Origin of the sequence: Agrococcus jejuensis, from assembly GCF_007679035.1 — a bacterium.
GTDB classification, from domain to species: domain Bacteria; phylum Actinomycetota; class Actinomycetes; order Actinomycetales; family Microbacteriaceae; genus Agrococcus; species Agrococcus jejuensis_A.
The window spans coordinates 521,752-547,148 of record NZ_VEFR01000001.1 but is presented as its reverse complement, the minus strand read 5'-3'; the positions used below and the strand labels follow the sequence as shown (position 1 = coordinate 547,148).

Genomic DNA, 25,397 nt, shown 5'->3' with positions numbered 1-25,397 from the left:
GCGCGAATCGGTCGCACGCGTGCGCGGGTCAGGCGGCGACGGGTGCGAGCGCGTGCTGCGCGATGGACTCGGCGTGCGCCGCCATCGAGTCGATGACCGGCACCGCGACGTCGGCGTCGCCGAGCAGCAGCTGGATCTCGGTGCAGGCCAGCACGATGCCGTCGGCGCCGTCGGCGACGAGGCGCTCGACGACCGCGAGATAGGCGGCGCGCGAGGCCTCGGTGACGATGCCGCGTGTGAGCTCGTCCCAGATGATGCGGTCGACGACCGCGCGGTCGTCGGCGCCGGGCATCACCGCGGCGACGCCGTGGCGCGCGAGGCGCTCGGCGTAGAACGGCTCGCGCATGACCCAGTCGGTGCCGAGGACGCCGAGCGTCGTGATGCCGCGGTCGATCGCCGCGGTCGCGACCGCGTCGCCGATGTGCTCGAGCGGAACCGCGATCGCCGCCTCGACGGCCGGCGCGACCTTGTGCATGAGGTTGGTGCAGATGGCGATGCGGTCGGCGCCGGCGGCCTCGAGGCGTCGCGCCTCGGCGGCCAGCAGCGTGCCCGCCGCATCCCAGTCCTCGCGCACCTGGCAGTCGCGCACCTCGGCGAAGTCGAGGCTCGTCAGCAGGATGCGGGCGGAGTGGTGGCCGCCGAGCGCTTCCGCCGTGCGCGCGTTGATGGCACGGTAGTAGTCGAGCGTCGAGTGCCAGCTCATGCCGCCGATGAGGCCGATCGTCTCCATGCCTCTACGACAGCAGGCGTGGATGCCATTGGCTAGCCTTCTGTTGCCTCGATGATCCATCACGTATGCTTATGTCATGGACATCGATCCGCGCCGCGTGCTCATCTTCCGCGCCGTCGCGCGCGCCGGCTCCGTCTCGGGCGGGGCGCGGACGCTCGGATGGACGCAGCCCGCCGTCAGCCAGCATCTCCGCACGCTCGAGGGCGAGCTCGGCACGGCGCTGCTGCTGCGCGGACCGACGGGCGTGACCCTCACGGAGGCGGGGGAGCGGCTGCTGGCGCGCGCCGACGCGATCGAGGCGGCGCTGCGGCAGGCGGAGGCCGAGCTCGCCGAGCTCGCAGCCGGTGGCGGCACCGTGACGCTCGCAGCCTTCCCGTCGGCCATGGCCGACCTCGTGCCGCGCGCGATCGCCTACCTGCTGCAGGAGGCGCCGCAGGTGCAGGTGCGCGTCGTCGAGTCCGAGCCACCCGAGGCCCTCGCGGCCGTGGCGGGCAACGACGTCGACCTCGCGGTCGTGTTCGAGTACGCCGAGTCGCACGACGACGTCGGGCTCGACCGCGTCGCGCTCGGCGACGACCCGAGCCTCATCGTCGTGCCCGAGGGGCACCGGCTCGCGAGCCGCGACGCCATCGCCCTCGTCGACCTCGCCGAGGAGCGCTGGGTCGCCGGCTGCCCGCGGTGCCGCACGCACCTCGAGACGCTCGCCGACAAGGCGGGGTTCGCGCCCGACGTGCAGCACTCGACCGACGACCTCGTCGCGGCGCAGTCGTTCGTCGCGCGCACGGGCGCCGTGGCGCTGCTGCCGGCCATGGCGGTCGCGGCGCACCAGCGGCCCGACGTCGTCGCGCGTCCCCTCGCCGACGGCTCGGGTCGAGCCCTCGCCATCCGTCACCGTGCGGGCGCCGACCGCGTGCCCGCGATCCGCGCCGTCGTCGAGGCGATCGCCGCCGTCGTCTGACCTGCGATCGCGCAGCGCGCGGCTAGCGGCGCTCGCCGAGCTCGAGGATGCGGTGCAGCAGCACGAGCACCTCGTCGGGCAGCGCGGGCTCGACGAGCGTCACGTCGATCCGCGTCTCGATCGTGATGCGCCACACGTAGCCGTCGCGCACGCGGTCGTCGTCGTCGGCGGCGAGCCCCGCGAGCTCGCCGGAGTCGATGAGCGTCTCGAGCGCACGCTGGTCGCGGCTCGGCAGCGCCGACTCCGGCAGCTCGCCGACGCGCTCGCGCCCCAGCAGGCCGCCCGATCGCTCGACGCGCACCGTCTCGACGTCGTCGGCCGCGGGCGTCGACACGGGCGCCGCCTCGCCCGTGACCCCCACGGCATCCCACGCCTCGGCGATCGCGGTGCGCTGCGTCGAGTCGGCGCCGAAGCGCGTCTCGGCCGCAGCGACCGTCGCGGCGGCGAAGGCTGCGAAGTCGGCACGCACGTCGATCGAGCCGTTCGTGAGCACGTCGAGCCACACGAGGCCCGCTCCCTCCCACGCGCGTCCGCCGATCGCCGTCGCGGCGAGGTAGAACGCGTGGTTGGGGATGCCGGAGTTGATGTGCACCCCGCCGTTGTCGCTCGTGGTCTCGACGTAGTCGGCCATCGTCGCCGGCTGCGGATCCTTGCCGAGCACGTCGTCGTCGTACGCGGTGCCCGGCGCGCGCAGAGAGCGCAGGGCGACGCCCTCGACGCCGGGCGCGAAGAGCCCGGCGCCGACGAGCCAGTCGGCCTCGTCGGCGCTCTGGCCGAGCGCGTGCTGCTTCGCGAGCGAGCCGATGACGTCGGCGACCGACTCGTTGAGCGCGCCCGACTGGCCCTGGTAGACGAGGTCGGTCGTCGACTGGACGAGGCCGTGCGCGAGCTCGTGGCCGATGACGTCGACCGCGCCGGTGAAGCCGAGGAAGACCTCGCCGTCGCCGTCGCCGAAGACCATGCGCTCGCCGTTCCAGAACGCGTTGTCGTAGGCCTCGCCGTAGTGCACGGTCGCGAGCAGCGGCATGCCGGCGCCGTCGAGCGAGTCGCGGTCGAAGGCCTCGTGCAGCAGCGTCCACGTGATGCCGAGGCCGTCGTAGGCCTCGTCGACCGCCGTGTCGCCCGTGGGGTCGTCGCCCTCGTTGCGCATCGTCGTGCCGGGCAGCCGCGTCGTGCGCTCCGCATCGGCGATCGTGCGGCGCGGTGCGGCCTCGCCGGCGACGAGCCCGCGCTCGGGCCCGCTGGCGGGTCGCGCGGTGCGGCGCGTCGTGCGCACCGCCTCGTCGAGCGTGAGGGTGCGCTGCGCGCACCGAGCGACGGCGGCCGTCGGATGGTCGCCGAGGCGCTCGAGCAGGAACGGGGGGACGATGCCGTGCATGCCACGACCCTACGATCGAGCGCCGACACCACGGTCGGGGGTTGTGGAGGGCGCGCTCGACGTCCATCGAGCCGTCCGCGCGCCATCGGCGTTCCATAGGCGTGCTGCATAGGCTCGAGGCATCCCCCTGACACCTCGACGACCGAGAGGCCGCCGCCCATGACCGCCAAGACCTGGAACATCCTCGGCATCGTCGCCGCCGCGGTGGTGATCGTGGGCATCACGATCGCCCTCGTCGTGCGCCCCTGGGAGCAGGCGGGGACCGCCGCAGAGCCCGCCGGCGACGTCTCGGCCGCCGACACGCTCGCCGCCGACACCCACATCCTCGACGACGCCGACGAGGGTGCGCCGGTCGTGGTCGAGTTCCTCGACTTCGAGTGCCCGTCGTGCGCGCTCGTGTACCCGACGATGGAGACCCTGCGCGCCGAGTACTCGGGCGAGGTCACCTTCGCCGTGCGCTACTTCCCGCTCGCATCGCACCAGAACGCGTTCCCCGCCGCGCTCGCCGCCGAGGCCGCCGCGCAGCAGGGCGAGTTCGAGGCGATGTACCAGCGCCTGTTCGAGACGCACTCCGACTGGGCGGGCACCGACGACGCCGCCGAGACCTTCCGCGGCTTCGCCGAGGACCTCGGGCTCGACATGGATGCGTACGACGCCGCCGTCGCCGATCCCGCGACCGGCGACCGCATCGAGGCCGACTACGAGGCGGGCGTCGCGCTCGGCGTGCAGAGCACGCCGACGATCTACATCGACGGCCAGCAGCTCGAGCTCAGCCACGTCGACGACATCGAGGCGGGCATCGAGGCGGCGCTCGCCGACTGAGCGTCGCACGCTCGTGCGAGGATGCCGCTCGACGGAAGGGGCGGCATGGACGTGACCATCGAGGGCGTCGTGTTCGAGTGGCGCGGGCCCGCGCCCTTCCACTTCGTGCGCGTGCCCGACGCCGAGGCGGAGGCGATCCGCGAGCTGGCGACGATCGTCTCCTACGGCTGGGGCGTCATCCCCGTGCGCGGCTGGGTCGGCGACACCGAGTTCACGACGTCGCTGTTCCCGCGCGACGGCGGCTACCTCGTGCCGCTCAAGGATGCGGTGCGACGGGCGGAGGGCGTCGAGCTCGACGACCGCGTGGCGATCCGCCTGCGCATCGGCTGATGCGCGCACGGCGCGAGTCAGCCCTCGTCGAGCAGCGCCTGCATCTCGTCGATCTCGGCCTGCTGCGTCGCGACGATCGACTCGGCCAACGCGAGCGCGTCGGGGTCGGTGCCGTCGGCGAGCTGCTGCTCGGCCATCGCGACCGCGCCCTCGTGGTGCGCGATCATGCCCTCGAGGAAGAGGCGCGAGGCCTCGGCGCCGTCGGCGGCCTCGAGCGCCGCGAGCTCGTCGTCGCTCAGCATGCCGTCGTCGCCGTGTTCCATGCCAGCGTGGCTCTCGGCATCCGCGCCCCACGCCTCGAGCCAGCCCTCCATCGTGGCGATCTCGGGCGCCTGCGCGTCGCGGATGCGCGTCGCCAGCTCGACGACGCGCGGGTCGAGACCGGGCTTCGCCAGCACGATGTCGGCCATCTCGACCGCCTGCTCGTGGTGCGGGATCATCGCCGACGCGAACATGACGTCGGCGGCCGACGCGCCCGACGACGACTCGGCGCTCGAGCCGGTGCCGTGCCCCTCGTGGCTCGAGCCGTCGCCGCTCGAGGCGCACCCTGCGAGGGCGAGGGCGAGGGCGGCGACGGCGATGGCAGCGGACGTGGATGCGATGCGGCGGCGCATGCGGCTCCTTCGTGGGTGGGGATGGATCAGCGGTCGCCGAGCACGGCGGCGACGCTGCGGTCGGGGCGCAGGTCGAGCCTGCGCAGCAGCTGGGCATTGGCGGCGACGACGAGCGTCGACAGCGACATGAGGATGGCGCCGACCGACATGGGCAGCACGAAGCCGATCGGGGCGAGCACGCCGGCGGCGAGCGGCACCGAGAGCAGGTTGTAGCCGGCCGCCCACCACAGGTTCTGCCGCATCTTCGCGAAGCCGGCGCGCGAGAGCGCGACGACGGAGACGACCGAGCGCGGGTCGGAGCCCGCGAGGATGACGCCCGCCGATGCGATCGCCACGTCGGTGCCTGCGCCGATCGCGATGCCGACGTCGGCGCGCGCGAGCGCGGGGGCGTCGTTGACGCCGTCGCCGACCATCGCGACGACGCGCCCGTCCGCCTGCAGCGCTGCGACGTGCTCGGCCTTGTCCTCGGGGCGCACGCCGGCGACGAACCGGTCGATCCCGAGCTCGCTTGCGACGCTGCGCGCGACGGGCTCGGCGTCCCCCGTGAGCATCATGACCTCGATGCCCAGCGCGTGCAGCGCACGCACGGCATCCGGTGACTCCGGCCGGATCTCGTCGGCGAGGCGCAGCGCTCCGACGACGGCGCCGTCGCGCACGACGTGCAGCACCGTCGAGCCCTCGGTCGACCACGCGTCGGCGCGCTCGATCGCATCCAGGCCCTGCCCGGCGAGCATGCGCGGACCGCCGACGTGGATGCGGGCGCCCGCGACGGTCGCGACGACGCCGACGGCGGGGGAGGAGGTCGCGGCGGTCGCCGCGTCGCGTGCGAGCCCGCGAGCGTCGGCGGCGCGCACGATCGCACGGGCGAGCGGATGCTCGCTGTCGGCCTCCGCGGCCGCGGCGAGCGCGAGCACGGCGTCGGCGTCGAGATCGCCGATCGTGGCGACGTCGAGCACCGCGGGCTCGCCGCGCGTGAGCGTGCCGGTCTTGTCGAGCACGACGACGTCGACGAGGCGCATGCGCTCGAGCGCGAGTCGGTCGTGCACGAGCACGCCGCCGCGAGCGGCGCGCTCCGTCGAGATCGCGACGACGAGCGGGATCGCGAGCCCGAGCGCGTGCGGGCAGGCGATGACGAGCACCGTGACCGTGCGCACGACGGCGTCCTCGGGCGTGCCGAGCGCGAGCCATGCGACGGCCGTGATCGCGGCGGCGCCGAGCGCGAACCAGAACAGCAGCGCCGCCGCCCGGTCGGCGATGCGCTGCGCGCGCGACGTCGACGCCTGCGCGTCGGCGACGAGCCTGCGGATGCCCGCGAGCGCCGTGTCGTCGCCGATCGCGGTCACGCGCACGCGCAGGCTCGAGTCGGTCGCGACGGTGCCGGCGGTGACGGCGTCGCCGACGGCGCGCTGCACGGAGCGCGACTCGCCGGTGATCATCGACTCGTCGAGCGCGGCCGCACCCTCGATGATCCGGCCGTCGGCGGGCACCGCCGCTCCCGGGCGCACGAGCACGACGTCGTCGAGCCGGAGGTCGGCGGGGGCGACGCGCTCGATCCCGGCGTGCGTGACGCGCTCGGCCGTGTCGGGCAGCAGAGCCGCGAGGGCATCGAGCGCCGACGTCGTGCGTGCGAGCGATCGCATCTCGATCCAGTGACCCAGCAGCATGATCACGACGAGCAGCGCGAGCTCCCACCAGAAGTCGAGGTGGTGGGGTGCGAGGCCGAGGGTCGCCGCCCAGGACGCGACGAACGCGACCGTGATCGCCAGCGCGACGAGCAGCATCATCCCCGGCTGCCGTGCGCGCAGCTCGTCGACGGCGCCGCGCAGGAACGGCCAGCCGCCCCACGCGTACAGGACGGTGCCGAGCGCGGGCGACACCCAGGCGAGCACGGCGACGTCGGGCACGGCGTAGCCGACGATCGAGGCGAACATGCCCGAGAGCGCCACGGTCGGCACCGCGAGCACGAGCGCGAGCCAGAAGCGCGAGCGGAACTGCGCGACGTGGTCGCCGTGGCCCGCATGGCCGGCGTGCGCGTCGTGCCCGGCCGGAGCGGCGTGCTGCGCGTGCTCGTGCTCGGCGTGCTGCTGCGTGTCGTGGTCCATGGCCCCTCCGTCGATACCCCTGTGGGGTATCCCGATCAGCACGATACCCCGCTGGGGTATCGGGGTCAACGGCCTCGTGCACCGCCTCGATGTCCGCGGCGCGCCGCTCGCCGGCAAGGATCCGAGCATCGAGCGACGATGGGCGCGGATGCGAAGCGCGATCCTCCACGCTCACGGAAAGAAGTCGTGAACTTTCTGCCTCGCGCGCCGGTCCAGGCGGTGCGCGCGGGCGCATGCTGAGAGGGCGAGCCGGTGACCACCGGATCGCGCGAACGCCGTCGCGATCCCATCCGGAGCGCGGTCGGCAGCACGAGGGGAGCGACCCATGGCAGACCGCGACAGCGACACGCAGGCAGCGTGGCCCGACGAGCCCGTCGAGGCGCCGTTCGGGCAGTGGCTCGGCCTCATCAACCACGGCGAGTGACGCCCGCGCTCGTCGGCCGCGTCAGTGGTCGACGAGCTCGATGGCGACGCCGCGCACGAGCGCATCCAGCACGAGCCCCTCGGCGTCGCGCACCGCTCGCTTGACGGGCAGCACGTACGTGCCGTCCGCGCCGGGGAAGATCGAGGTGCGGAACGTCGTCGCACCGATGCGCGCGTCCACGCGTACGGCGCCGAAGCCGCCGGCGAGCGCGCCGACCACCTCGCGGATCTCCCGACCGGCGTCCGCCGGCACGTCGACGAACGTCCACAGCTCCCGTCGGGCGCTCCAGCGGTAGAGCAGGGCGTCGAACTCGTAGCGCATCCTCACGGCTCCAGGTCGTCGAGGATGTCGGCGATCGGGGCGTCCCGTGCGGCGCGCCAGCCCTCGCCCGCCCAGAGATGCACGAGCGACGCGTCGCCGGATGCCGCCGACGCGGCGCGCATCGGCCGCGTGAGGTGATGCAGCGCAGGGTAGCCCGAGGGTGCGTCGCGGTGCGCCTCGACGAACGGCGTCACGAGCGCTCGCGCCGGTCGCCCCGTGAAGGCTCGCGTGAGCTCGGTGCCGACGAGCGCAGGATCCGCGAGCGCGGCACGATGGGTGGCCGACGTGCCCGCCTCCGTGGCCCGCAGGGCGAGGGTGCCGATCGCGACGGCATCGGCGCCCGCGCCGAGCGCGCGCTGCACGTCGCGGCGCGACGCGATGCCGCCTGCGGCGACGATCGGCAGCGACGACGTTGGGCGGACGGCGGCGACGAGCTCGGGCAGCGGCACCTCGGCGGGCACCTCGTCGCGCGTCCAGATGCCCGAGTGCCCACCCGCGGCCGACGCCTGCACGGTGAGCGCATCCACGCCCGCGTCCGTCGCGGACCTCGCCTCGGCTGCCGAGGTCACGGTCTGGAGCACGAGGATGCCCGCCGTGCGCAGACGCGTGAGCGCGGCAACGTCCGGTGGGCCGAACGTGAGGCTCACGACGGGCACCCGGGCCTCGATCACCACGTCGAGCTTCGCGTGCCAGTCGTCGTCGTCCTCGACGAGCGGCGACATCGATGCGTCCGGCAGCACGCGGGCGGCATCGGCCGCGATCGACCGCCAGTAGGCCGCGTAGTCGTCGGCTGCGATGCGGTGCAGGTTCGGCACGAACAGGTTGACGCCGAACCGGGTCGCGCCGAGCGCTCGCGTCTCGGCGATCCGCGTCCGCAGCGCATCCGCCGACAGGTAGCCGGCGGCCAGCTGGGCGAACGCGCCGTGCGCCTCGGCGGCGGCGACGAGCGCCGGCGTCGTCGCGCCGCCCGCCATCGGCGCGACCGTCACGACGCGAGCGTGCCGGAGCGCGGGGGGAAGGCTCATGCCTCCATCCTCGCGCGCCGCACCGTCAGTCGAGCACCGCCGCGTTCGCCGCCGCGACGAGGCGCAGGTTGTGCGGCAGCGCGCCGTCGAAGCCGGGCGTCGACATCGTGAGGATGACGGTGTCGGCGCGCGGGTTGACGACGAACTTCGTCGAGAAGAAGCCCTGCCACGAGTAGGCGCCCGGGCCGCCCAGGTAGTGCTGGGAGCCCGCGGGCGCGTTCTCGCCCTCCTGGATGTCGACCATGTAGCCCCAGCGGTTCTGCGTGAGCTGCCAGTTCGTGAGGTCGCCGATCTGGTTCGTCGTCATGAGGCGCACGGCGGCAGGGGAGAGGACGCGGACGCCGTCGAGCTCGCCCATGTTCAGCAGCATCTGCGCGAACCGCAGGTAGTCGCCCGTCGTGCCGTGCAGGCCGCCCGCGCCCATCGTGAGCGTGCGGTGCTCGCTGAACGAGTACTCCGGGCCAAGCAGGCCGGCGCCGAGCGGAGCATCCTCGAGCTGGCGCTCGTCGCGTCCGGCCCAGTACACGGCGGCGATGCGGTGCTGCTCGGACTCCGGCACGAAGAACCACGTCTCGTCCATGCCCAGCGGCTCGAGCACGTTGCGCCGCTGGTACGTGTCGAAGTCGAGGCCGGACACCACCTCGACGAGTCGGCAGAGCACGTTCACCGAGTTGTTGGAGTAGTCGAACGTCGTGCCCGGCTGCGCGATGAGCGGCACGGTCGCGAGCCGCTGCACGACCTCCTCGAGCGTCGTCGCCGGCGTCTCGAACGTGTCGACCACGCCGGCGTCCTTGAGCAGCTGCGGCACGACGCCGTACACCGACGGCTCGAACATGCGATGCCACCACGTGTTCGTGTAGCCGGCCGTCATCGTGAGCAGATGGTGGACCGTGATCGGTCGCTCGGCCGAGGCGAGGCGGGTGACGTTCCAGTCCTCGACGACGGCGACGCGCGGATCCGCCAGCTCGGGCAGCCACTGCGCGACGGGATCGTGGAGGCCCAGCAGGCCGCGCTCCCAGAGCTGCAGCACGCAGGCGGCGGCGACCGTCTTCGACATCGACGCGAAGCGGAAGATCGCCTCGGTGGTCATCGGCACGCCTTCGTCGGCCTTGCCGAAGGCCTCTGCGTACGCGACCTTGCCGTGCCGCGCGATCGCCATGACGGAGCCCTGGTACGCGTGCTCGGCGAGGTTGCTGCGCTGCAGCGTCTCGAGGTGCTCGAGATGCGGACCCGACATCCCGACGTCCGCCGGGTCGACCTGCTGGTGGAGCGTGCTCATCCGTGCCTCCTCGCGACGGTGCGTGGCTGCAGCCTAGACCCGCGGGATCGTCGGCGAGGGTGGGCGACGGATGGAACCGGACCCGATGCGGTGGCTAGCGTGCTGCCATGACGATCGTGCGGCAGGTGCAGGTGACGTTCGACTGCGCGGACCCCGTGCGCGTGGCCGAGTACTGGTGCGCGGCGCTCGGCTACGCGGTGCCCGAGTCGGCGCGCGCGGGCGACGGGTCGTGGGCGGTCGCCGAGGATCCGACCGGCGCCGGGCCCCGCCTGTACTTCCAGCGCGTGCCCGAGGGCAAGGTCGTGAAGAATCGCGTGCACCTCGACGTGCGCGTCGCGCGGGATCTCGTTGGCGACGCCCGCGTCGCTGCGCTGGAGGCGGAGTGCGCACGGCTCGTCGCGCATGGCGGGACGCGTCTTCGGCTGCTGCCGGCGAACGACGAGGACGAGTCGTGCCTCGTCATGCAGGATCCCGAGGGCGACGAGCACTGCCTGGGCTGACGGTGGCGCCGGGCCTCGGACGCTCGCTCGCCTGCGTCAGTCGGCGACGAGCCTGCCGCTGCGCGCGAGCTCGGGGTCGGTGCACGACGACAGGTCGAAGCAGCACGGGCGGCTGCTGCCGGCGTCGAGCTTCGAGATGCTCACCTCCACGCGGCGGCTGCGCGTGTCGGCGTTGCGCGTCGCGGCGACCCAGCGCACCCACTCCCACCTGGCCATGGGCGTGATCGCCTGCCAGCGGGCGGAGGCCGTGGCGGAGTGGTCGAGCGCGCTGCCGAGGTCGACAGGGATCGTCGGCTCCGGCCACTGCGTCGTCGGCAGCACCGCGAGATCGACCGAGACCGCGTCGCCGTCGGCGCCGGCGACGTCGAGCCAGTGCCCCTTCTCGCCATCGGGCTCGACGACCGTCACGGTCTCGACGCCGTCGATCGAGCCGGCGGCTGCGACCTGTCCGCGCGAGGGCAGCGTGGCGCTCACGTCGGTGGGCAGTCGCACGATGCGGCGATCGCCCACCTGCACGACGTCGCCCTCGAAGCGGATCGCGACGGGGGATCCGGTCTTCGGCATGCCGCCATCGTAGGCAGTGGCGGGCGAGGCGGATGCACCCGCCCCGTCCACCACGATCGCCTCAGGCGCGCTCGACGGGGAGCCAGAGCTCGCAGGTGGCCGTGCTGAAGTCGTCGGCGCGGTCGAGGATCGCGACGATCGACGGCCCCGGGCGCAGCCGCCACGGGTTCGACGGGAACCACTCGGTGGCCGTCGCCGCCCAGACGGTCTGCAGCGCGGCGGGATGCGGTCCGGACGTGCGGAACACGGCCCACTCGCCCGCGGGCACCTCGATGACGTCGAGGTCGTCGGGCACCTCGGCGCCGGCGGGCGTCGCGACGCCGTGCAGATAGGTCAGCTCGGAGCCCTCGCGAGCATCGGGGTCGACGTCGGCGCTCACCTGCAGGAGGCCGGCGGGCTCGGCGGCACTGAGCGCCTTGAGGCGCGTGTGCTCGTCGGCCGGGATCGCCGCGACGTGCGCGGCGATGTGCGGATTCACCCCCTCGTGGATGAGCGGCACGCGCGCGGCGTGCCCGACGAGGTGGATGGCGGGCTGGTCGGCGATGCGGACGTCCATGGACGTGCTCCCTTCGACGGTCAGGCGGAACCTGAGCAGCGGTTGCGGACGAAGGGGGCCGCCGTCTCGCCGCACGTCGGCGACCGAGGCGCCGTGCACGGCACGGAACGCGCGCCCGAACGCCTCGGTCGACCCGTAGCCGTGCCGCACGGCGACGTCGAGCAGCTCGGCCTCGCCGAGCACCTCGGCGGCCGCGAGCGTCATGCGGCGGCGCCGCACGTACTCCGACAGCGGCATGCCGGCGAGCGACGAGAACATGCGCCGCAGGTGATAGCCGGTCGTGCCGGCGTCGCGAGCGAGCGCATCGAGGTCGAGGTCCTCGGCGAGGTGCTGCTCGACGACGTCGACGATGCGGTTGAGCGCGGCGATCACGGTGGCCTCCTTCGCACTCGATGCTCGTCGGATGCGTGCGCGTGCACCCGATCATCGCGGTTCGATGCGATCGGCAGGCATGGCGGTGGTCGGCCGTAGGGTCGCAGCGTGCCCGCCCTCGACCTGCCCACGGTGCTGCCGACGCCCGACGCGCGCGTCGAATGGGTGCCGCGGCACGCGACGTCGGTGCGGCTGACGCTCGGGCGCGCGCAGCAGGGCGGGGCGGATCCGACGCAGCAGCGGGCCCGCGACGGCGCCGTGTGGCGCACGGTCCGCACGCCGACCGGAGCGGCCGTCGCGCGGTTCGATCACGTCGGCGATGCCGTGCGCTGCCTCGCATGGGGCGAGGGTGCCGAGCACGTCGCGGCCATCGCTCCCGTGCTCCTCGGCGACGCCGACGACCCGAGCGGGTTCGTGCCGGCGCATCCGTTCCTCGAGGTCGCGCACCGCGGGCATCCGGGCATGCGCATCGCGGGCAGCGGCGACATGCTGCACGGCATGGTCGGTGCGATCCTCGAGCAGCGCGTCGAGTCGCTCGTGGCGTTCACGTCGTGGACGCGCCTCGTGCGCCGTCTCGGCGACCCGGCGCCTGCCCCCGCGCCGTCGGGCATGCGCATGTTCCCGTCGGGCGCAGCCTGGCTCGGCGTCGAGCAGGGGGAGTGGCGGGCGTTCGACGTCGACCTCGGCCGTGCCACCGCGATCCGATGGGCGGCCGCTCGCGAGCGCAGCCTCCAGCGACTCGTCGACGACGGCCGTGACCTCGCATCCGTCGACCGCGCCCTGCGCTCGTTGCCCGGCATCGGTGCATGGACGTCGGCGGAGGTGCGACAGCGCGTGCTGGGCGATGCCGATGCGGTGTCGGTGGGCGACTTCCATCTCGCGACGGTCGTCGGGCAGACGCTCGCGGGCCGTGCGTTCGACGACGCGGAGCTCGTGGCGTACCTCGAGCCGTGGCGCGGGCATCGGTACCGGGTGGCGCGGCTCGTGTACGCCGGCGGCTTCGAGCGAGCGCCGCGTCGAGCGCCCCGTCGGTCGCCGGGGCCGCAGCCTCGCACGGTGCGGCCGTGAGGGTCGGCTAGCGCAGCACGGGCACGGGATGCGGCTCGCGCCACATGCCCACGGGGAAGCCGCCGGGCGCGATGCCGATGCGGGATCGCAGCGTGAATCCGTGGCGCTCGTAGAGGCGCTGGCTCCCTGCGGTCGTGGCCTCGAGGTAGGTCGGGCCATCGATGCGCGCGAGACCGTGCTCGATGAGGGCGCCGCCGATGCCGAGGCCGCGGGCCCGATCGACGACGGCGACGTCGGCCAGCAGCCAGTGCGGGCGGTCGGGGCGAGCGCGTCGGCGAGCGCGTCGTACGAGGACGGCGCTCAGGGCGTGCGCCGGACCGATCGCGTGCACGTAGCGCGGCACCTGTCGCAGGATCGCGAGCATGTCGCGGGACGGGCTGGGCTCGACCCAGGCGGCGACGCCGACGATCTCGTCGTCGACGACGGCGACGTCGACCAGGCCGTGGAGGAAGGCGCCGAGGCGCAGCTCGGCCTCGTAGAGGCTCGTCATCCGTCGCAGGCGGTCGTGCGTGCTGCGCACGGCGCGCACCCCGACCGGGTCGTGCAGCAGCGCGGCGGCGACGACGCCGGCGCACCGCCGAGCCTCGTCGATCGTCGCGGGCCGGATGTGCACGGGTCCTCCAGAAACTGAGCCTGATTCATCATACGCTGCACGGCGGCTCATGTGTCGATGCGTCACCCGTGCGTCGGAAGGGTTGCGGTTCGCCGGCATCCGCGCGACGGTGGGCGCGGAGCTCGGGAGGCGATCGCGATGGCGCGGCTCATCTACGGCATGATCACGTCGCTCGACGGCTACGCCGTCGCGGCGGACGGCGACCTCGGCAGGGGAGCGGAGGACGAGGAGGTGCACACCTTCATCGGCGATCGCTTCCGCGACGTTGGCACCTACCTCTACGGCCGGCGCATGTACGAGACGATGGTCTTCTGGGAGACCGCGCATGCGCATCCCGACGCTCCACCGCACATCGTGCAGTTCGCGCGGGACTGGCAGCGCGCCGAGAAGGTCGTGTACTCCACGACGCTCCAGGAGGTCCGCAGCGCGCGCACGCGCATCGAGCGCGACTTCGACGTCGAGACCGTGCGGGCGCTCATCGCGTCCGCATCGGCGGACCTCACGATCGATGGACCGATGCTCGCGGCGCAGGCGATCCGTGCCGGCCTCGTCGACGACTTCCATCAGTTCGTGACGACGAGCGTGGTCGGCGGCGGCACCCGCTTCTGGCCCGACGACGTGCGTCTCGACCTCGACCTCGTCGAGCATCGCGCATTCCCGTCGGGACTCGTGCACCTGCACCACACGCGGCGCTGACGCGGTCAGCGCCAGGGCAGCTGGTCGACGTCGGAGCGGCAGTCGTGGGGTCCATCGCGGCTGAGGCGGATGCGGTGCGATGCGCGCACGCGCAGACGGCTGCATCTCGCAGCATGCACCAGGCTCGCAGACCGTGCCCCTAGCGTTCGGCTCATGCCCCACCGCCGCATGGTCGTGACCATCGTCGTCGCCGCGCTCGCGCTGACGGCGTGCGCGCCGCAGCTCCTCGTCGATGCAGAGAGCGAGGTCGCATCGCAGCCGACCCCTGAGCCGTCCGTGGAGGAGGGCTCGCTCGACGAGCCGGTGGTCGATCCGACGGCGTGGCCGCCGCGGACGTTCGGTGCGTCGACGATGCCGTCTGCCGACGCGGCCGGGCAGGCGCAGGCGGATGCATGGCTCGCCGGCGTCGTGATGCCGCCGGGCGCTGTCGCGGTGACCGAGGAGCCGGCGGACGCTCCGCAGCTGGACCTGCAGTGGCAGGAGTGGTGGTGCGCGCCCATGGGCCTCGCGACCGGCTTCTGGCGGGTGCCCGGCGCCGGTGTCATCGACACCGCGAACTGGCTGGCAGCCAACCCGGGGCCCGGACTCCTGTCGCCGACGTCGCAGCGCGTCGAGGACGACGTCGCCATCGACGGCGCACCGGTCGCGCACGTCCCGGCTGTCGGTGCGATCGAGGGCATCGGCCTCACCGTCGCGCTCGCATCCGACGGCGTCGTCGTGCGTGCGGAGGTCGGCGCCTTCGGCGACACGACGGTCTGTCCCACGCCACCGCCGGGCCAGTCGCTCGGCGGTCCCGGACAGGGCTGACCCGGGTGATCGACCCGAGCGCCGCGCCGCACGTCGCGATCGTCGCCGCCATCGTCGTGGCGCTCGGCGTCGCGATGCCGATCCTCGTCGTTCGACGCACCGCGCGGCCCGACGACCTGCGCGAGCGCATCCTGCTCTCGAGGCCGGGACGGGTCGAGGCGCACGGCGTCGGCAGCATCGTCGTGCATGCCATCGGCGCGGTCGCGTTCGGCGTGCTCGCCGCCGTCGCGCATCCGATCCTCTGGGGCGTCGCGGCGCTGTCGGTGAGCTCGATCGTCACGACGTCCGTGTACCTCCACCGGTTCCGTCGTGCGCTGCGCGCGCTCGAGACGGAGATCGCGGGCTCCACGGATGCCGACGGCGAGCCCGGGTCTAGCGTGAGCGCATGACGAAGCTGCGCGTGCACAATCTCGCGATCTCGCTCGACGGGTTCGCGACGGGGGAGGGGCGCACGGTCGAGGCGCCGTTCGGGCATGCGGGCGGGCGTCTCATGGAGTGGTTCTTCCCCACACGCACGTTCGTCGAGGGCTCCGGTCACGAGGACGAGGCCGTCGGCTCTGGCACGACGGGACTCGACGACGCCTTCGCCGCTCGCACGCACCACGGCATCGGCGCCGAGATCATGGGGCGTGGCAAGTTCGGCCCGCAGGAGGGGCCGTGGGAGGACCTCGCATGGGAGGGCTGGTGGGGCGCGGAGCCGCCGTTCCGCAGCCCCGTCGTCGTGCTGACGCACCACGAGCGTCCCGATCTCACGCTCGGCGAGACGACCTTCACGTTCCGCGATCTCGCGCCCGCCGACGCGCTCGCGCTCGCCGCCGACCTCGCGGGCGGCCTCGACGTGCGCCTCGGCGGCGGGCCGACGACGGTGCGCGCGTTCCTCGAGGCCGACCTCGTCGACGAGATGCACCTGGTCGTCTCGCCCGTCGTGCTCGGCCGCGGCGTGCGGCTCTGGGACGGGCTCGAGGGCCTCGAGCAGCGGTTCGCGATCGAGTCGACGGCGTCGCCGTCGGGTGTCGTGCACCAGCTCTTCACGCGCCGGGCCTAGGTGGCTGCACCCGCCGGTCGACGACGGGGCCGCGGCCCTCGCCGCCTGACCCTAGGGGTCGACGCCGTGCTCGTCCTCGGCGAGCGCGACGACGACGAACTCGATGCCCTGCTCGTGGAGGGGGCTGGCTGCGTGGTCCGCGATGGCATCGACGATGGCGGAGCCCATCGCCTCTCGTGCGGTGGGCACCGCATCGGTGAGGCGGAGCTCGTTCGCGCGGACGAGCGTAGGGTCATCGACGTCGACGGTGACCGACACCTGGATCGTGTGACGAGTCATGGCTGGAACGTACGTCCCTTCTCGGAACGTGAACATTCCTTGCCTTCTTCGACACGGACACCCAGGATGGATTGCCCCACGCCCGCAGCGGTGCTCGAGGCGCCTGCTGCCGACGCTGGCGCGCCTCCGCGCGCGGCGGATCAGATCTCGTCGGGGAGGCCGTCGGCCTGCGACAGCTGGGTGACGGTGCCCTCGTCGCTCACGGGCGCGCTGGCGTCGACCTCGGGGATCATGTCGACGATCGCCATCCCGGAGAACACGCCCTCGTCGCACCCGGAGGTGAGCGACGTGATGCGCGCGGTCAGGGGCAGGTCGTCGATCTGCGTGCGGAGGTCGGTGGCGGCGGCGTCGAGGCTGTCGCCGCTGAAGGTGATGATGCGCTGGTCTGCGAGGAGCATGCTGCGAGCGTAGGGTCTTCCGATCGGCGGCGCCGAGCGTCGCGCCGACGGTCCGGCTGTGATACTCGCCCTCCGCCCGTCGTCCGGATCCCGCATCCGCTCGGACCGGCTCCGGTCTGCCCGGCGCACCACGGTCTCGACTCCGAGCCGGAACGGCTCGAGCTCCGAACCACCCATCGAACCGAGGCGGACCATCGCCCTCGTCGAGCTGCCGGGAGGGTGCCCTTGCCCACGGAGTCCACGCTGCGCCCATCCTCGGCGCCTGCCGTCTCGACGATGCAGCTCGTTCGTCGCCGATCGTTCGGCAAGGTCGTGCGGATCGACCTGTCGAGCCCGGCGGCCGTGCAGATCATCTCCACGCCCGAACCGCCCGATGACGGAAGCCTGCGCCGGCGACGTCCGGTCTCCCCGACGACCCGGTAGCCATGCTCGGAGATCGCCGCGTGGCGCAGCTTCACGGAGCGGGAGGGGCCTCGCGGACGGTGCCCATGTCGTCGGCCGTCGTCCGCTCGTCGAGCCTGACGACGAGCTTCTGAGCCGACACGCCTGCTCGGACGGCGTCGATCGCCCCCTGCACCTCGGACAGGCCGGACCCGACGACGCGCGCCTCCGGGTAGAGCACGTGCATCCCGGATGCGATCGCTGCAGGCAGATGCCGCTCCCACACCGCGACACCGACCTCCGAGTCGGCGATCGCACTGCCCCAGACGTACGAAGCCCGCACGCCGCCGGCGCGGCTGCGGAGCTGCAGCGCGGCGGAGCGCGAGGCGAGGCGTGCGATGAGCCTGATCCGTGCCGCCGACACGCCGGGACGTCGGGGCTGATCGTAGAACGACACCGGCGGGCTCGCCATCGCCACCCGCCTGGCCTGCGTCGCTCGCGCGATCGCGATGCTGGGCGCTGCTGAACCCGTGGCGATCGCGAGCACGCCGACGACCGTCGTGCCGCTCGCGGCCGCCGCGACGCGCTCCACGACGTCGGGGCTGCGGTAGTCGAACGCCGCACGTGCGCCGAGCTCGTGCATGCGCGCGTGGTTGCGCGGCGAGGCCGTGGTGATGACCTGGTACCCCGCCGCCCGGGCGAGCTGGATGGCGTTGCCGCCCACGCTCGTCGCGCCGCCCCAGATCACGACCGTCTCGTCGCGCGCGGGCGAGCGCCCCAGGCTCGACGAGTCGAGCCCGAGCTGCTTCGCCTCGAACAGTCCAGCGGCCGCCGTGCTCACTGCCAGCGGCAGCACGACCGCGCGCTCGTACGGGACCTCGGCGGGGATGGGCGCTGCCATCGCAGCCTCGACCGCGACGAACGTCTGGAACCCGGCGCCACCACGTGCATCGCGGCCCTTCTCCAAGCCCATCGCGTACGCGATGACGCGATCGCCGACGGCGAAGGAGCGCACGTCGGCGCCGATCGCGACGACCTCGCCGGCGACGTCCTCGCCGAGGACGACGGGGTATCGCAGCCAGCCGTACATCAGGGTCCCGTTCGACTGGATCACCGCATCCAGGGGGTTCACCGCCACCGCGCGCACTCGCACCAGCAGCTGCCCGGGACCGGCGACGGGCATCGGGGCCCTCCGGACCTGCAGGTCTGCATACGGGGCATCGATCCAGGCTGCGACGTTCTCGACCACGGGCTCTCCTCGACTCGCACCGTGATGACACGGAATGTCATCACTGTACTCGTGATGTCACCTCGTGTCATCATGGACGCATGGGACGTTGGTCACCCGATGCCGCGCTGCGGCTCGAGGCCTCAGCGCTGTCGCTCTTCGAGACGCAGGGATTCGCGGAGACGACCGTGGCGCAGATCGCGGCCGGCGCCGGGCTGACGACCCGGACGTTCTTCCGTCACTTCGCCGACAAGCGGGACGTGATGTTCCTGCGCGACCGTGAGCTGCCGCTCGTGGTCGAGGAGTCGCTGCGAGGTGTCGATGCCGCGACGTCGTCGGCCGACGCCGTTCGGCTCGGTCTCGAGATCGCCTGTCGCGGGCTCGAGCCGCTACACGAGGACTTCGCGCGACGACGTGCGATCATCCGCACGGAGCAGGGCCTCGTCGAACGCAACCTCCTCAGCAGGCGACACCTGGCAGGCGCCATCGCGGCGGCGCTGGTGGATCGTGGCACGGACGCCCGCGATGCGGCGCTGCTGGCCGACGTCGCGGCCGCCTGCTTCGAGCTCGCCGTCGAGACGTGGCTCGAACCTCGCTCCGGCCGTACGCTCGTCGATGCGCAGGCCGACCTGTGGCGGCGCGCTCGCGAGCTCTTCGACGCGTGACGCTGGCGTCGGCCGGCCTCCTCGGGCGCCGGGTGCTCACCAATCCTCGGGCCCCGCACTGCCGGCCTCGTACTCCTCGAGCGGTGCGGCGCCGTCGGCCCAGGCGGCGAGGACGGGGGTGACGATGCGCCAGCACTGCTCGGCGACGTCGCGGGAGACCGAGAGCAGCCGGTCGCCCGCGAGCAGCCCGAGCACGACCTGGCCGTACGCGCTGAGCGGCCCCTCGGGTGCGTCGCCGGCGAGCGCGAGCGGGACGAGCGCCTGGTGCATCGCGTCGTCGACGTGGAGGTCGAGCGCGATCCCGCCGTCGACCAGCGAGATGCGCAGGACCGAGCCCGCGTCCCGTGCCGCGATGCCCGTGGGAGGTGCGGTCGGCCGCAGGTGCAGGGCGATCTCGGCCCGAGGGGCTCCGATCGCCTTGCCGGAGCGCAGCACGAACGGCACGCCGTCCCACCGCGGCACGTCGACCTGGAGCAGCAGCTGCGCGAGGGTCTCGGTCCCTGCGTCGGCGTCGACGTCCGCCTCGTCGACGTACGCCGGCAGCAGTCGCCCGTCGAGGCGTCCCTCGGTGTAGCGGGCCCGGCGCGCGGTCGACGGATCGTCGCGCCACGGCCGCACGGCGCCGAGCACCTCCGCCATCCGGGCATGCACCTCGGCGACGGTCACATCCTCGGGCCGTTCCATGGCCACGAACGCGAGCACCATGAGCAGGTGGCTCTGCAGCATGTCGCGGAGCGCCCCCGTGCCGTCGTAGAACGCGCCGCGCCCCTCGATGCCCAGCACCTCGTCGTAGACGATCTCGACCTTCTCGACGTGCTGCGTCGACCATGCCGCCTCGAGCAGTCCGTTGCCGAAGCGGAGCCCCAGCATGCCCACCACGGCGGCGTTGCCGAGGAAGTGGTCGATGCGCCACAGTCGCTCGGGCGGCAGCACCGCTGCCAGAGCGTCGTCGAGCGCGATCGCGTCGTCGAGATCCTCGCCGAACGGCTTCTCGATCGCGACCACGAGGTCGTCGGGCAGCTGGATCGCCGCGAGCGAGGCGGCGACGGCATGCCCCATCGCCGGCGGCAGCGCCACGTACAGCACGGGGGAGGAGGGACACGCATCCAGGAGCGCGGCCAGCTGCTCGGGATCGGACGCATCCGTCGCGACGAACCGCGCGCGAGAGACGAGCGCGTCGACGGTGTGCGCGGCGACGTCGGCGTCCTCGAGGCTGCGGCGCACGACCTCCTGCCACTCCTCGTCGGTCTTCGGCGTGCGAGCCGCGCCGACGAGCGTCAGGTCGTCGATGCGGGCGAGCTCCGCCACCTGCCCGATGCCCGGCAGCAGCAGCCGCTCCGTGAGATCGCCTCCCGCGCCCAGGATCGCGATCGTGCGCGGACCCGTGACGTCGTCGATCGTGGCGATGCGCGGCTGCTCGGTCATGACCATCTCCTCGTTCGCCATCTGCTGGCGCTGTCGACGCTACTGAGACGGCGCCTCGAAGGCGGGAGGGTCGCAGACCCCTTGCGCGGCTCGGCGTGCTGCGCTGACCATCCCTCCGGCCAGGCCGATCGGGCTCAGTGCAGCGACGTGTCCGCGGGGCCCGTCTTCCATGCAGTGAAGTGGACCGTCAATCCCGCCCGTGTCGGCGCGCAGCAGTAGGGGCCGGCGGTCAGCACGGCTTCGGCATCGAGCGGAGCCACCCGCACCAGCTGCCACGGCGCATCGTCGGCGCGAGCGCGGACCGTCAGCGCGTTCCCCGAGCGGCTGGCTCGGATGGTGACGAGTCGTCCGCTCCAATGCGAGACGGGCGCCAATGACCAGTCCGACGCTCCACGGGTGACGACGGCGCCGAGGCTCTCGGTGCCATCGCTGCGCTCGACCCCGGCCTTCACCCAGTGCTCGTCGTCGAGTCGCACGAAGAGCCCGGCCTGATCGAACTGCTCCTCGAACGCCAGCCGGAAGGTGACCTCGATCGCCGTGTCCGTCGGGAACGGTGCGAGCAACGCATGCTCCGTGTCGTGGACGAAGCCGTACGAGGTGAGGCGCCAGGCGTCGCTGCCCTCCCGTGCGGTGACCCGCAGCCCGTCGGCGTCGTGCTCCACGCTCGCCGGAGGGGTCGTCCACGTGCCGTCTTCCCATGCCACATCGTGCATCGCGCACCGTCCTCTCGTCGTGGTTCCCAGGATGCTGCCGACCATGATCCGCCGCCACCGGGTGATGGCGGGACGTCTCGGCCGAGCTCGATCGCAGGCTTCGCCGAGAGCCAAGCCCGGAGGCGGCTCGATCTCGGAGATGCGCACGTGGCGGGGGAGTCAGGCTCCTGCGTCGGTCTGCGCCGAAGCCGGACCGCTCGTCGCGAAGACGACTGCGCCGGGTCGGTCTCCTCCGGGTCTCATGACCAGGGTGGCGCCGATCGCGAACCCAGCGTCGCGGAGCCAGCCCTCGACGACGGCCGGGTGGCGTCGATACGTGTCGATGGAGACAGGGCGGCCCGTGTATGCCTCGGAGCTGTGCTCGACATCGTCCCCGACGTGGAACCCGACCAGCAGGGCCCCCCTCGGACGCAAGACTCGCCGGAACTCGGCGAAGACGCCAGGCACGGCGTGGTCGGGGACGTGGACCACCGACCAGAACGCCAGCACGCCGGCGACCGAGCCGGTCTCCAGCGCAAGGTCCGTCATGGTCCCTACCTCGAAGCGGAGGTCGGGGTGGTCGCGCTTGGCGATCGCGATCATCTCGGGAGAGAGATCGATGCCGAAGGCATCCACACCCAGGTCGTGGAGATGACGGGTGACGTATCCAGGACCGCAGCCGACGTCGGCGACCGGACCCCCGCCATTCCGCTGCACGGTCTCTGCGAAGAGTGCCAGGCATCCACGCAGGTAGGGCTGCTCCGCCAACAGCCCGTCGACCTTCTGGGCGTATCCGGGAGCGTCCTCGTCGTACGAACGCCGGGTGTCGGACAACCACGCATCTGACATGGCGACAGCATAGAGAGGCGGGGTGCGGGCGCCGAGGAGGGGCGGCGGTCGTCGATCAGCGGACGCGCCAGCACCCGCGGTTGCTTCGCCGTGGGGAAGCGAGCGAGCAGAGCGCACCATCACCTGGAACCGCCGAGCCGGCGATCCGGAGCCGCAGATCAGCGCTTGGGATGTCCTTCAGGCGCGACCGGGCAGTCTCGTCATGTGCTCTATGGTCCGAACGACAGTCTCATCTTCGCGCTCCTGGTCTTGCCGACGTTGACCTTCTGGATCGTGACGCTGGTCCGCACGCATCGAGCGAAGGATCCTCGCGATGCCGACGGGCGGCGAGTGGAGGTCGACGAGCAGCGTCTGCGTGCGGCCCAGAGACTCAACCGCCGGGCGCTTGTCGCCTTGGTCGTCGCATCGGGCTTGTCGCTGGCGCTCCGGGTCTTCATCTGACCGGCCCGGCGGCTCGGAGAGCTGCTCGTGCTGGCATCGAGCATCGTCGGCTGGATCGCTGGCTTCTCGGCGTTGGGCTCCCCGGCTCTCGTCGGCAGTCGGACCGGGTGCTCCATGCTCAGGGGCGGTCGCGACACCATCGTCGAGCGAAGCGTCTTCGTGGCGACCGACTCGCGGCTCCGGATGCGAGTGGAATCACGTCGCGGAGAGCATTGCCACATGCCGCGCGAAGTCAGTCGCAGAGCGAGTGCAGGAACCAACGATTGAGGTCTGCTCCAGGAGGCGCGGCCGCGGTCTGCTGCTCGCGGAACGTGCCTTCGCCATCGGTCAGCAGCGTGATGTGGGGGAGGGTCCAGAACTGCTCGAGCAGGGCCTCGATGTCCGTGGCCAGCTCGTCGTCGCCGGCGTCGCTCGCAGCATCCCATTCGACCAGCCAGGCGCAGTGCCACTGGAACGCGACCCCGGACTCGATCGTGCCGATCTCGAATCCGACGTTCGGATCGACGTCTTCCCAACCGTCGTACGCGGCGCCGGGCGGCAGCGGGTAGCCGATGCCGTCGATGCTGGCCGCGACGACGATGGGCACCTGCCGCGCGTCCCAGATGCCCGGTCCCGTCGTACCCGGTGGGAAGAACGACGACGGCACGTACGGAGGATGGCTCGGCTCCGAGGGGACCTCGACGCGGGCGTCGACCGGCGTGGACGGCTCCGGGGCGGGCACCGCGGTGGAGCATCCCGCGAGGGCGAGCGCGCTCGCGAGGCACAGCACGACCAGGGGAGAACGCATGGCCGGCAGCGTACGAGCCGCTGCCGAGACGCAGCCGACAGCCGCTGCTCAGCCCGCCATCGGAGGATGAAGCATGCGATCCCTTCCTGGTCGGCTGGCGACCGTGCTCGCGGCCACCCTCGTCGTGAGCGGATGCTCCGCCGATGCGGCGGCGGAGCCGTCCGCTGCTCCGTCGGCGACATCGTCGCCCGTCGTCCCCGACGCCACGGAGCGCCCTGAAGGCAGCATCGACGTCTCGAGCATCCCCGTCGCCTCGGCCGACGACATCGCCATCCCCGCTGGTCTCTCAGGCGATGACCTCGCGACGGCCGTCGTCTCCGCATTCGACCGGTGGGGGATGGCAGGGACCACGACCGAGACCGTCGAGCTCGCCATCACGCTCGACGTCGATCCCGACATCACGGACTTCGACTCCGACCGCCCCGACCTGGCCGACTTCGCGCGGGCGATCGCGCAAGCGCAGACCCCCGCCTATGCCGAGGCACTCTACGGTGCCGACTGGGAGACGCGGATCGCAGCTCAGGACATCTCGATGATGGAGAGCTACAACGTCAACCTGCTCATCCCCTACGTGCAGACGGCACTGGCGTCCGGCATCGGCTACGAGCAGGGCAACCAGATCGTCGCCATCGACCTCGCCGGTGAGAGCGCAGACGGTGCGAGCAGCTTCGAGGTGCGCGTGCAGCCGTATAACAACGGCGCCGAGTCCGGCTACGGAGCGGACTTCGAGTACCCGGAGCAGCTCTGGCGCTTCGCCGCCATCGAGAGCGAGGGACGCACGATCCTCGCGCAGGGGATCGCCATCGTCACCTCCTGAGCGCGCGACGATGCCGGAGGACGTGCGGAGCCCCCCCGCCACGGATAGCGGGGATGTCGACCTAGGTCGCGAGCTCCTCACCGGCCGAAGGGGCGGGCGTGAATGCGGCGCCGAGAGTCCCGATCAGCCGGGGGAGCGCGGTGGGGTCCGAGGCGGCGTGGTTCGGGTCGAGCTGGCCGATCGAGAGGCCCCAGCACTGCGGATCTCCGATCAGCACGGCGAGAGATCGCCCGAGCGCTGAGATCGTCGGCCCGCTGTTGCGGCCGTTCACGTTCTCAGCGATCGGGGCGTCGAGGAAGTCGAGGACGTCGACGTCGAGATGCACGACGTACGGCTCGTCGGCCAGGTGCCCTCTCGCGCGTGTGGCGGCGCGGGTCGGGTCCGCGCACATCGCCGCTTGACCGACGATCTCGATCCCGAGCGCTTCGATCTGGTCACGTTCCCACTGCGTCGTCCCATCGGTCAGGTCAGCCCCGAGATAGACGAGGTCGGCCGGAGCGAGGATCGGCGAGCGGCCTGCCGCATCCATGAGCTCGGGCACCGCGCCCTCGAGGCCCAGCGCGTGAGCCATGCCCATCCAGCTCAGCGACCCCTCGGTCGTCGAGGCAGGCGTGTTGAGGTCGAGGTGGCGGTCAAGATAGACGAGCTGCGGACGCGCGCCAGCGATCCTCATTCCTGCGCACACACCGATCGCAACGACGCAACTGCCGCCGAGGACGAGCAGCCGACGGCCCTTGCCCAGGAGCGTCCCGGCCGCCGCCGCCAATTCGGCGGTTGCCTCTGCCTCCTCGTCGACGTTCTGCGCGAACGGGTGGCGCGGATCCGGACGCCATGGCCGCATCGTGAGGTCGCCCGCATCGACCACCTCGAGGCCGGTCGCGCTCAGCGCCTCGAGCAGACCCGCCTCTCGCAACGCTGCCGGGGCTCTCTCGACTCCCATGCAATACGCACTCGCGCTGTTCGGCACGCCCAGCACGGTCAGCCGAGTCGTCGGGACATTGCGATGAACAGCGTCCAGGGGAGTAGGAGCCATCGTCACAGCCAAGCCGTCGAGTGCGGACCGCTCCAGGCCTTGCGCATGAGTGCATCGTCCAGCTCGACGAGGTCGTAGAGATGCCGACACCGCCGCTACTGGGAGCGCGTGGCAGCGGCGCGCGGAGGCACGTGGTCTGAGGACGACGAGATCGTGCTCGAGCGCTTCTCGGTCGTCTGGCCGCCGGAGCGCGCTGAC

Annotated in this window: 30 protein-coding genes; 12 read left to right on the top strand and 18 right to left on the bottom strand. The window is 72.5% G+C overall.

Annotated features, from left to right (window positions below; translation table 11 throughout):
* Positions 1-28: 28 nt before the first annotated feature.
* Positions 29-730, bottom strand: coding sequence for an aspartate/glutamate racemase family protein (locus tag FS793_RS02570; RefSeq protein WP_144718209.1), 702 nt, complete (start codon positions 728-730; stop codon positions 29-31).
* A gap of 76 nt (positions 731-806) precedes the next feature.
* On the opposite strand from FS793_RS02570, the gene FS793_RS02565 reads away from it, so the two are divergent.
* Complete coding sequence (locus FS793_RS02565) at positions 807-1,688, top strand: LysR family transcriptional regulator (protein ID WP_144718207.1); 882 nt, start codon at positions 807-809, stop codon at positions 1,686-1,688.
* A gap of 22 nt (positions 1,689-1,710) precedes the next feature.
* Here the strand turns inward: FS793_RS02565 and FS793_RS02560 are convergent, their stop codons facing one another.
* Positions 1,711-3,066 carry a M4 family metallopeptidase gene (locus tag FS793_RS02560; protein WP_144718205.1) on the bottom strand — a complete coding sequence of 452 codons (1,356 nt, stop codon included), beginning with the start codon at positions 3,064-3,066 and terminating at the stop codon, positions 1,711-1,713.
* A 159-nt stretch (positions 3,067-3,225) separates the two neighbouring features.
* Here FS793_RS02560 and FS793_RS02555 point away from each other — a divergent pair, with 159 nt between their 5' ends.
* Both FS793_RS02555 and FS793_RS02550 read left to right on the top strand, forming a co-directional pair.
* Positions 3,226-3,888, top strand: coding sequence for a DsbA family protein (locus FS793_RS02555; RefSeq protein WP_144718203.1), 663 nt, complete (start codon positions 3,226-3,228; stop codon positions 3,886-3,888).
* A gap of 45 nt (positions 3,889-3,933) precedes the next feature.
* Complete coding sequence (locus FS793_RS02550; RefSeq protein ID WP_144718201.1) at positions 3,934-4,218, top strand: DUF1905 domain-containing protein; 285 nt, start codon at positions 3,934-3,936, stop codon at positions 4,216-4,218.
* Between the two features lie 17 nt (positions 4,219-4,235).
* On the opposite strand, the gene FS793_RS02545 is transcribed toward FS793_RS02550, so the two are convergent.
* The 5 genes from FS793_RS02545 to FS793_RS02525 all read right to left on the bottom strand — a co-directional run bounded on the left by FS793_RS02545 (position 4,236) and on the right by FS793_RS02525 (position 9,983).
* A complete protein-coding gene (locus FS793_RS02545) occupies positions 4,236-4,832 on the bottom strand; it encodes a DUF305 domain-containing protein (RefSeq protein WP_144718199.1) in 597 nt (198 codons plus the stop codon).
* Between the two features lie 26 nt (positions 4,833-4,858).
* Entirely contained in the window at positions 4,859-6,934 is a 2,076-nt protein-coding gene (locus FS793_RS02540; RefSeq protein ID WP_144718197.1) for a copper-translocating P-type ATPase, read from the bottom strand.
* A gap of 445 nt (positions 6,935-7,379) precedes the next feature.
* A complete protein-coding gene (locus tag FS793_RS02535) occupies positions 7,380-7,679 on the bottom strand; it encodes a DUF1905 domain-containing protein (protein ID WP_144719733.1) in 300 nt (99 codons plus the stop codon).
* Between the two features lie 2 nt (positions 7,680-7,681).
* A complete protein-coding gene (locus FS793_RS02530; RefSeq protein ID WP_144718195.1) occupies positions 7,682-8,704 on the bottom strand; it encodes a nitronate monooxygenase in 1,023 nt (340 codons plus the stop codon).
* Positions 8,705-8,729: 25 nt separating this feature from the next.
* Positions 8,730-9,983, bottom strand: coding sequence for a serine hydrolase domain-containing protein (locus tag FS793_RS02525; RefSeq protein ID WP_144718193.1), 1,254 nt, complete (start codon positions 9,981-9,983; stop codon positions 8,730-8,732).
* 107 nt (positions 9,984-10,090) lie between these two features.
* Between FS793_RS02525 and FS793_RS02520 the strand changes: the two genes are divergently transcribed.
* On the top strand, positions 10,091-10,483 hold the full coding sequence (locus tag FS793_RS02520; RefSeq protein WP_144718191.1) for a VOC family protein: 393 nt from the start codon (positions 10,091-10,093) through the stop codon (positions 10,481-10,483).
* A 36-nt stretch (positions 10,484-10,519) separates the two neighbouring features.
* Here the strand turns inward: FS793_RS02520 and FS793_RS02515 are convergent, their stop codons facing one another.
* Both FS793_RS02515 and FS793_RS02510 read right to left on the bottom strand, forming a co-directional pair.
* Complete coding sequence (locus tag FS793_RS02515) at positions 10,520-11,047, bottom strand: YdeI/OmpD-associated family protein (protein WP_144718189.1); 528 nt, start codon at positions 11,045-11,047, stop codon at positions 10,520-10,522.
* Between the two features lie 61 nt (positions 11,048-11,108).
* Positions 11,109-11,975 (bottom strand): AraC family transcriptional regulator, encoded by an 867-nt coding sequence (locus tag FS793_RS02510; protein ID WP_144718187.1) that lies wholly within the window; start codon positions 11,973-11,975, stop codon positions 11,109-11,111.
* A gap of 108 nt (positions 11,976-12,083) precedes the next feature.
* Here FS793_RS02510 and FS793_RS02505 point away from each other — a divergent pair, with 108 nt between their 5' ends.
* Entirely contained in the window at positions 12,084-13,043 is a 960-nt protein-coding gene (locus FS793_RS02505) for a DNA-3-methyladenine glycosylase family protein (protein WP_222123683.1), read from the top strand.
* 7 nt (positions 13,044-13,050) lie between these two features.
* Here FS793_RS02505 and FS793_RS02500 read toward each other — a convergent pair whose 3' ends face one another.
* Positions 13,051-13,656, bottom strand: a complete 606-nt coding sequence (locus tag FS793_RS02500) for a GNAT family N-acetyltransferase (protein WP_186329290.1) — start codon at positions 13,654-13,656, stop codon at positions 13,051-13,053.
* Positions 13,657-13,794: 138 nt separating this feature from the next.
* On the opposite strand from FS793_RS02500, the gene FS793_RS02495 reads away from it, so the two are divergent.
* The 4 genes from FS793_RS02495 (at position 13,795) to FS793_RS02480 (ending at position 16,204) form a co-directional block, all read left to right on the top strand.
* Positions 13,795-14,352 (top strand): dihydrofolate reductase family protein, encoded by a 558-nt coding sequence (locus tag FS793_RS02495; protein ID WP_144718184.1) that lies wholly within the window; start codon positions 13,795-13,797, stop codon positions 14,350-14,352.
* Positions 14,353-14,505: 153 nt separating this feature from the next.
* Positions 14,506-15,159, top strand: a complete 654-nt coding sequence (locus tag FS793_RS02490; RefSeq protein ID WP_144718182.1) for a hypothetical protein — start codon at positions 14,506-14,508, stop codon at positions 15,157-15,159.
* A gap of 5 nt (positions 15,160-15,164) precedes the next feature.
* Positions 15,165-15,548 (top strand): hypothetical protein, encoded by a 384-nt coding sequence (locus FS793_RS02485; protein WP_144718179.1) that lies wholly within the window; start codon positions 15,165-15,167, stop codon positions 15,546-15,548.
* Positions 15,545-16,204, top strand: a complete 660-nt coding sequence (locus FS793_RS02480) for a dihydrofolate reductase family protein (RefSeq protein ID WP_144718177.1) — start codon at positions 15,545-15,547, stop codon at positions 16,202-16,204. Before FS793_RS02485 ends, FS793_RS02480 begins: the two co-directional genes overlap by 4 nt.
* 51 nt (positions 16,205-16,255) lie before the next feature.
* On the opposite strand, the gene FS793_RS02475 is transcribed toward FS793_RS02480, so the two are convergent.
* From FS793_RS02475 to FS793_RS02465, 3 genes are all read right to left on the bottom strand, one after another.
* On the bottom strand, positions 16,256-16,483 hold the full coding sequence (locus FS793_RS02475; RefSeq protein ID WP_144718175.1) for a hypothetical protein: 228 nt from the start codon (positions 16,481-16,483) through the stop codon (positions 16,256-16,258).
* 140 nt (positions 16,484-16,623) lie between these two features.
* Positions 16,624-16,881, bottom strand: a complete 258-nt coding sequence (locus FS793_RS02470) for a hypothetical protein (RefSeq protein WP_144718174.1) — start codon at positions 16,879-16,881, stop codon at positions 16,624-16,626.
* A 454-nt stretch (positions 16,882-17,335) separates the two neighbouring features.
* Positions 17,336-18,445, bottom strand: a complete 1,110-nt coding sequence (locus FS793_RS02465) for a zinc-binding alcohol dehydrogenase family protein (RefSeq protein ID WP_260979984.1) — start codon at positions 18,443-18,445, stop codon at positions 17,336-17,338.
* A gap of 146 nt (positions 18,446-18,591) precedes the next feature.
* On the opposite strand from FS793_RS02465, the gene FS793_RS02460 reads away from it, so the two are divergent.
* Positions 18,592-19,155 (top strand): TetR/AcrR family transcriptional regulator, encoded by a 564-nt coding sequence (locus FS793_RS02460; protein WP_144718170.1) that lies wholly within the window; start codon positions 18,592-18,594, stop codon positions 19,153-19,155.
* Between the two features lie 36 nt (positions 19,156-19,191).
* On the opposite strand, the gene FS793_RS02455 is transcribed toward FS793_RS02460, so the two are convergent.
* The 3 genes from FS793_RS02455 to FS793_RS02445 all read right to left on the bottom strand — a co-directional run bounded on the left by FS793_RS02455 (position 19,192) and on the right by FS793_RS02445 (position 22,121).
* The gene (locus FS793_RS02455; RefSeq protein WP_186329289.1) at positions 19,192-20,580 is read right to left on the bottom strand and encodes a glucose-6-phosphate dehydrogenase; all 1,389 of its coding nucleotides are present in this window, start codon (positions 20,578-20,580) and stop codon (positions 19,192-19,194) included.
* A gap of 134 nt (positions 20,581-20,714) precedes the next feature.
* On the bottom strand, positions 20,715-21,293 hold the full coding sequence (locus tag FS793_RS02450) for a DUF1349 domain-containing protein (protein ID WP_144719732.1): 579 nt from the start codon (positions 21,291-21,293) through the stop codon (positions 20,715-20,717).
* 159 nt (positions 21,294-21,452) lie between these two features.
* Positions 21,453-22,121 (bottom strand): class I SAM-dependent methyltransferase, encoded by a 669-nt coding sequence (locus FS793_RS02445; RefSeq protein WP_144718166.1) that lies wholly within the window; start codon positions 22,119-22,121, stop codon positions 21,453-21,455.
* A gap of 204 nt (positions 22,122-22,325) precedes the next feature.
* Here FS793_RS02445 and FS793_RS02440 point away from each other — a divergent pair, with 204 nt between their 5' ends.
* Entirely contained in the window at positions 22,326-22,562 is a 237-nt protein-coding gene (locus tag FS793_RS02440; RefSeq protein ID WP_144718164.1) for a hypothetical protein, read from the top strand.
* A gap of 232 nt (positions 22,563-22,794) precedes the next feature.
* On the opposite strand, the gene FS793_RS02435 is transcribed toward FS793_RS02440, so the two are convergent.
* Entirely contained in the window at positions 22,795-23,208 is a 414-nt protein-coding gene (locus tag FS793_RS02435; protein ID WP_186329288.1) for a hypothetical protein, read from the bottom strand.
* A gap of 214 nt (positions 23,209-23,422) precedes the next feature.
* Between FS793_RS02435 and FS793_RS02430 the strand changes: the two genes are divergently transcribed.
* Positions 23,423-24,166, top strand: a complete 744-nt coding sequence (locus FS793_RS02430) for a hypothetical protein (protein ID WP_144718161.1) — start codon at positions 23,423-23,425, stop codon at positions 24,164-24,166.
* Positions 24,167-24,227: 61 nt separating this feature from the next.
* Here FS793_RS02430 and FS793_RS02425 read toward each other — a convergent pair whose 3' ends face one another.
* The gene (locus FS793_RS02425; protein WP_144718158.1) at positions 24,228-25,199 is read right to left on the bottom strand and encodes an arginase family protein; all 972 of its coding nucleotides are present in this window, start codon (positions 25,197-25,199) and stop codon (positions 24,228-24,230) included.
* Positions 25,200-25,397: the final 198 nt, after the last annotated feature.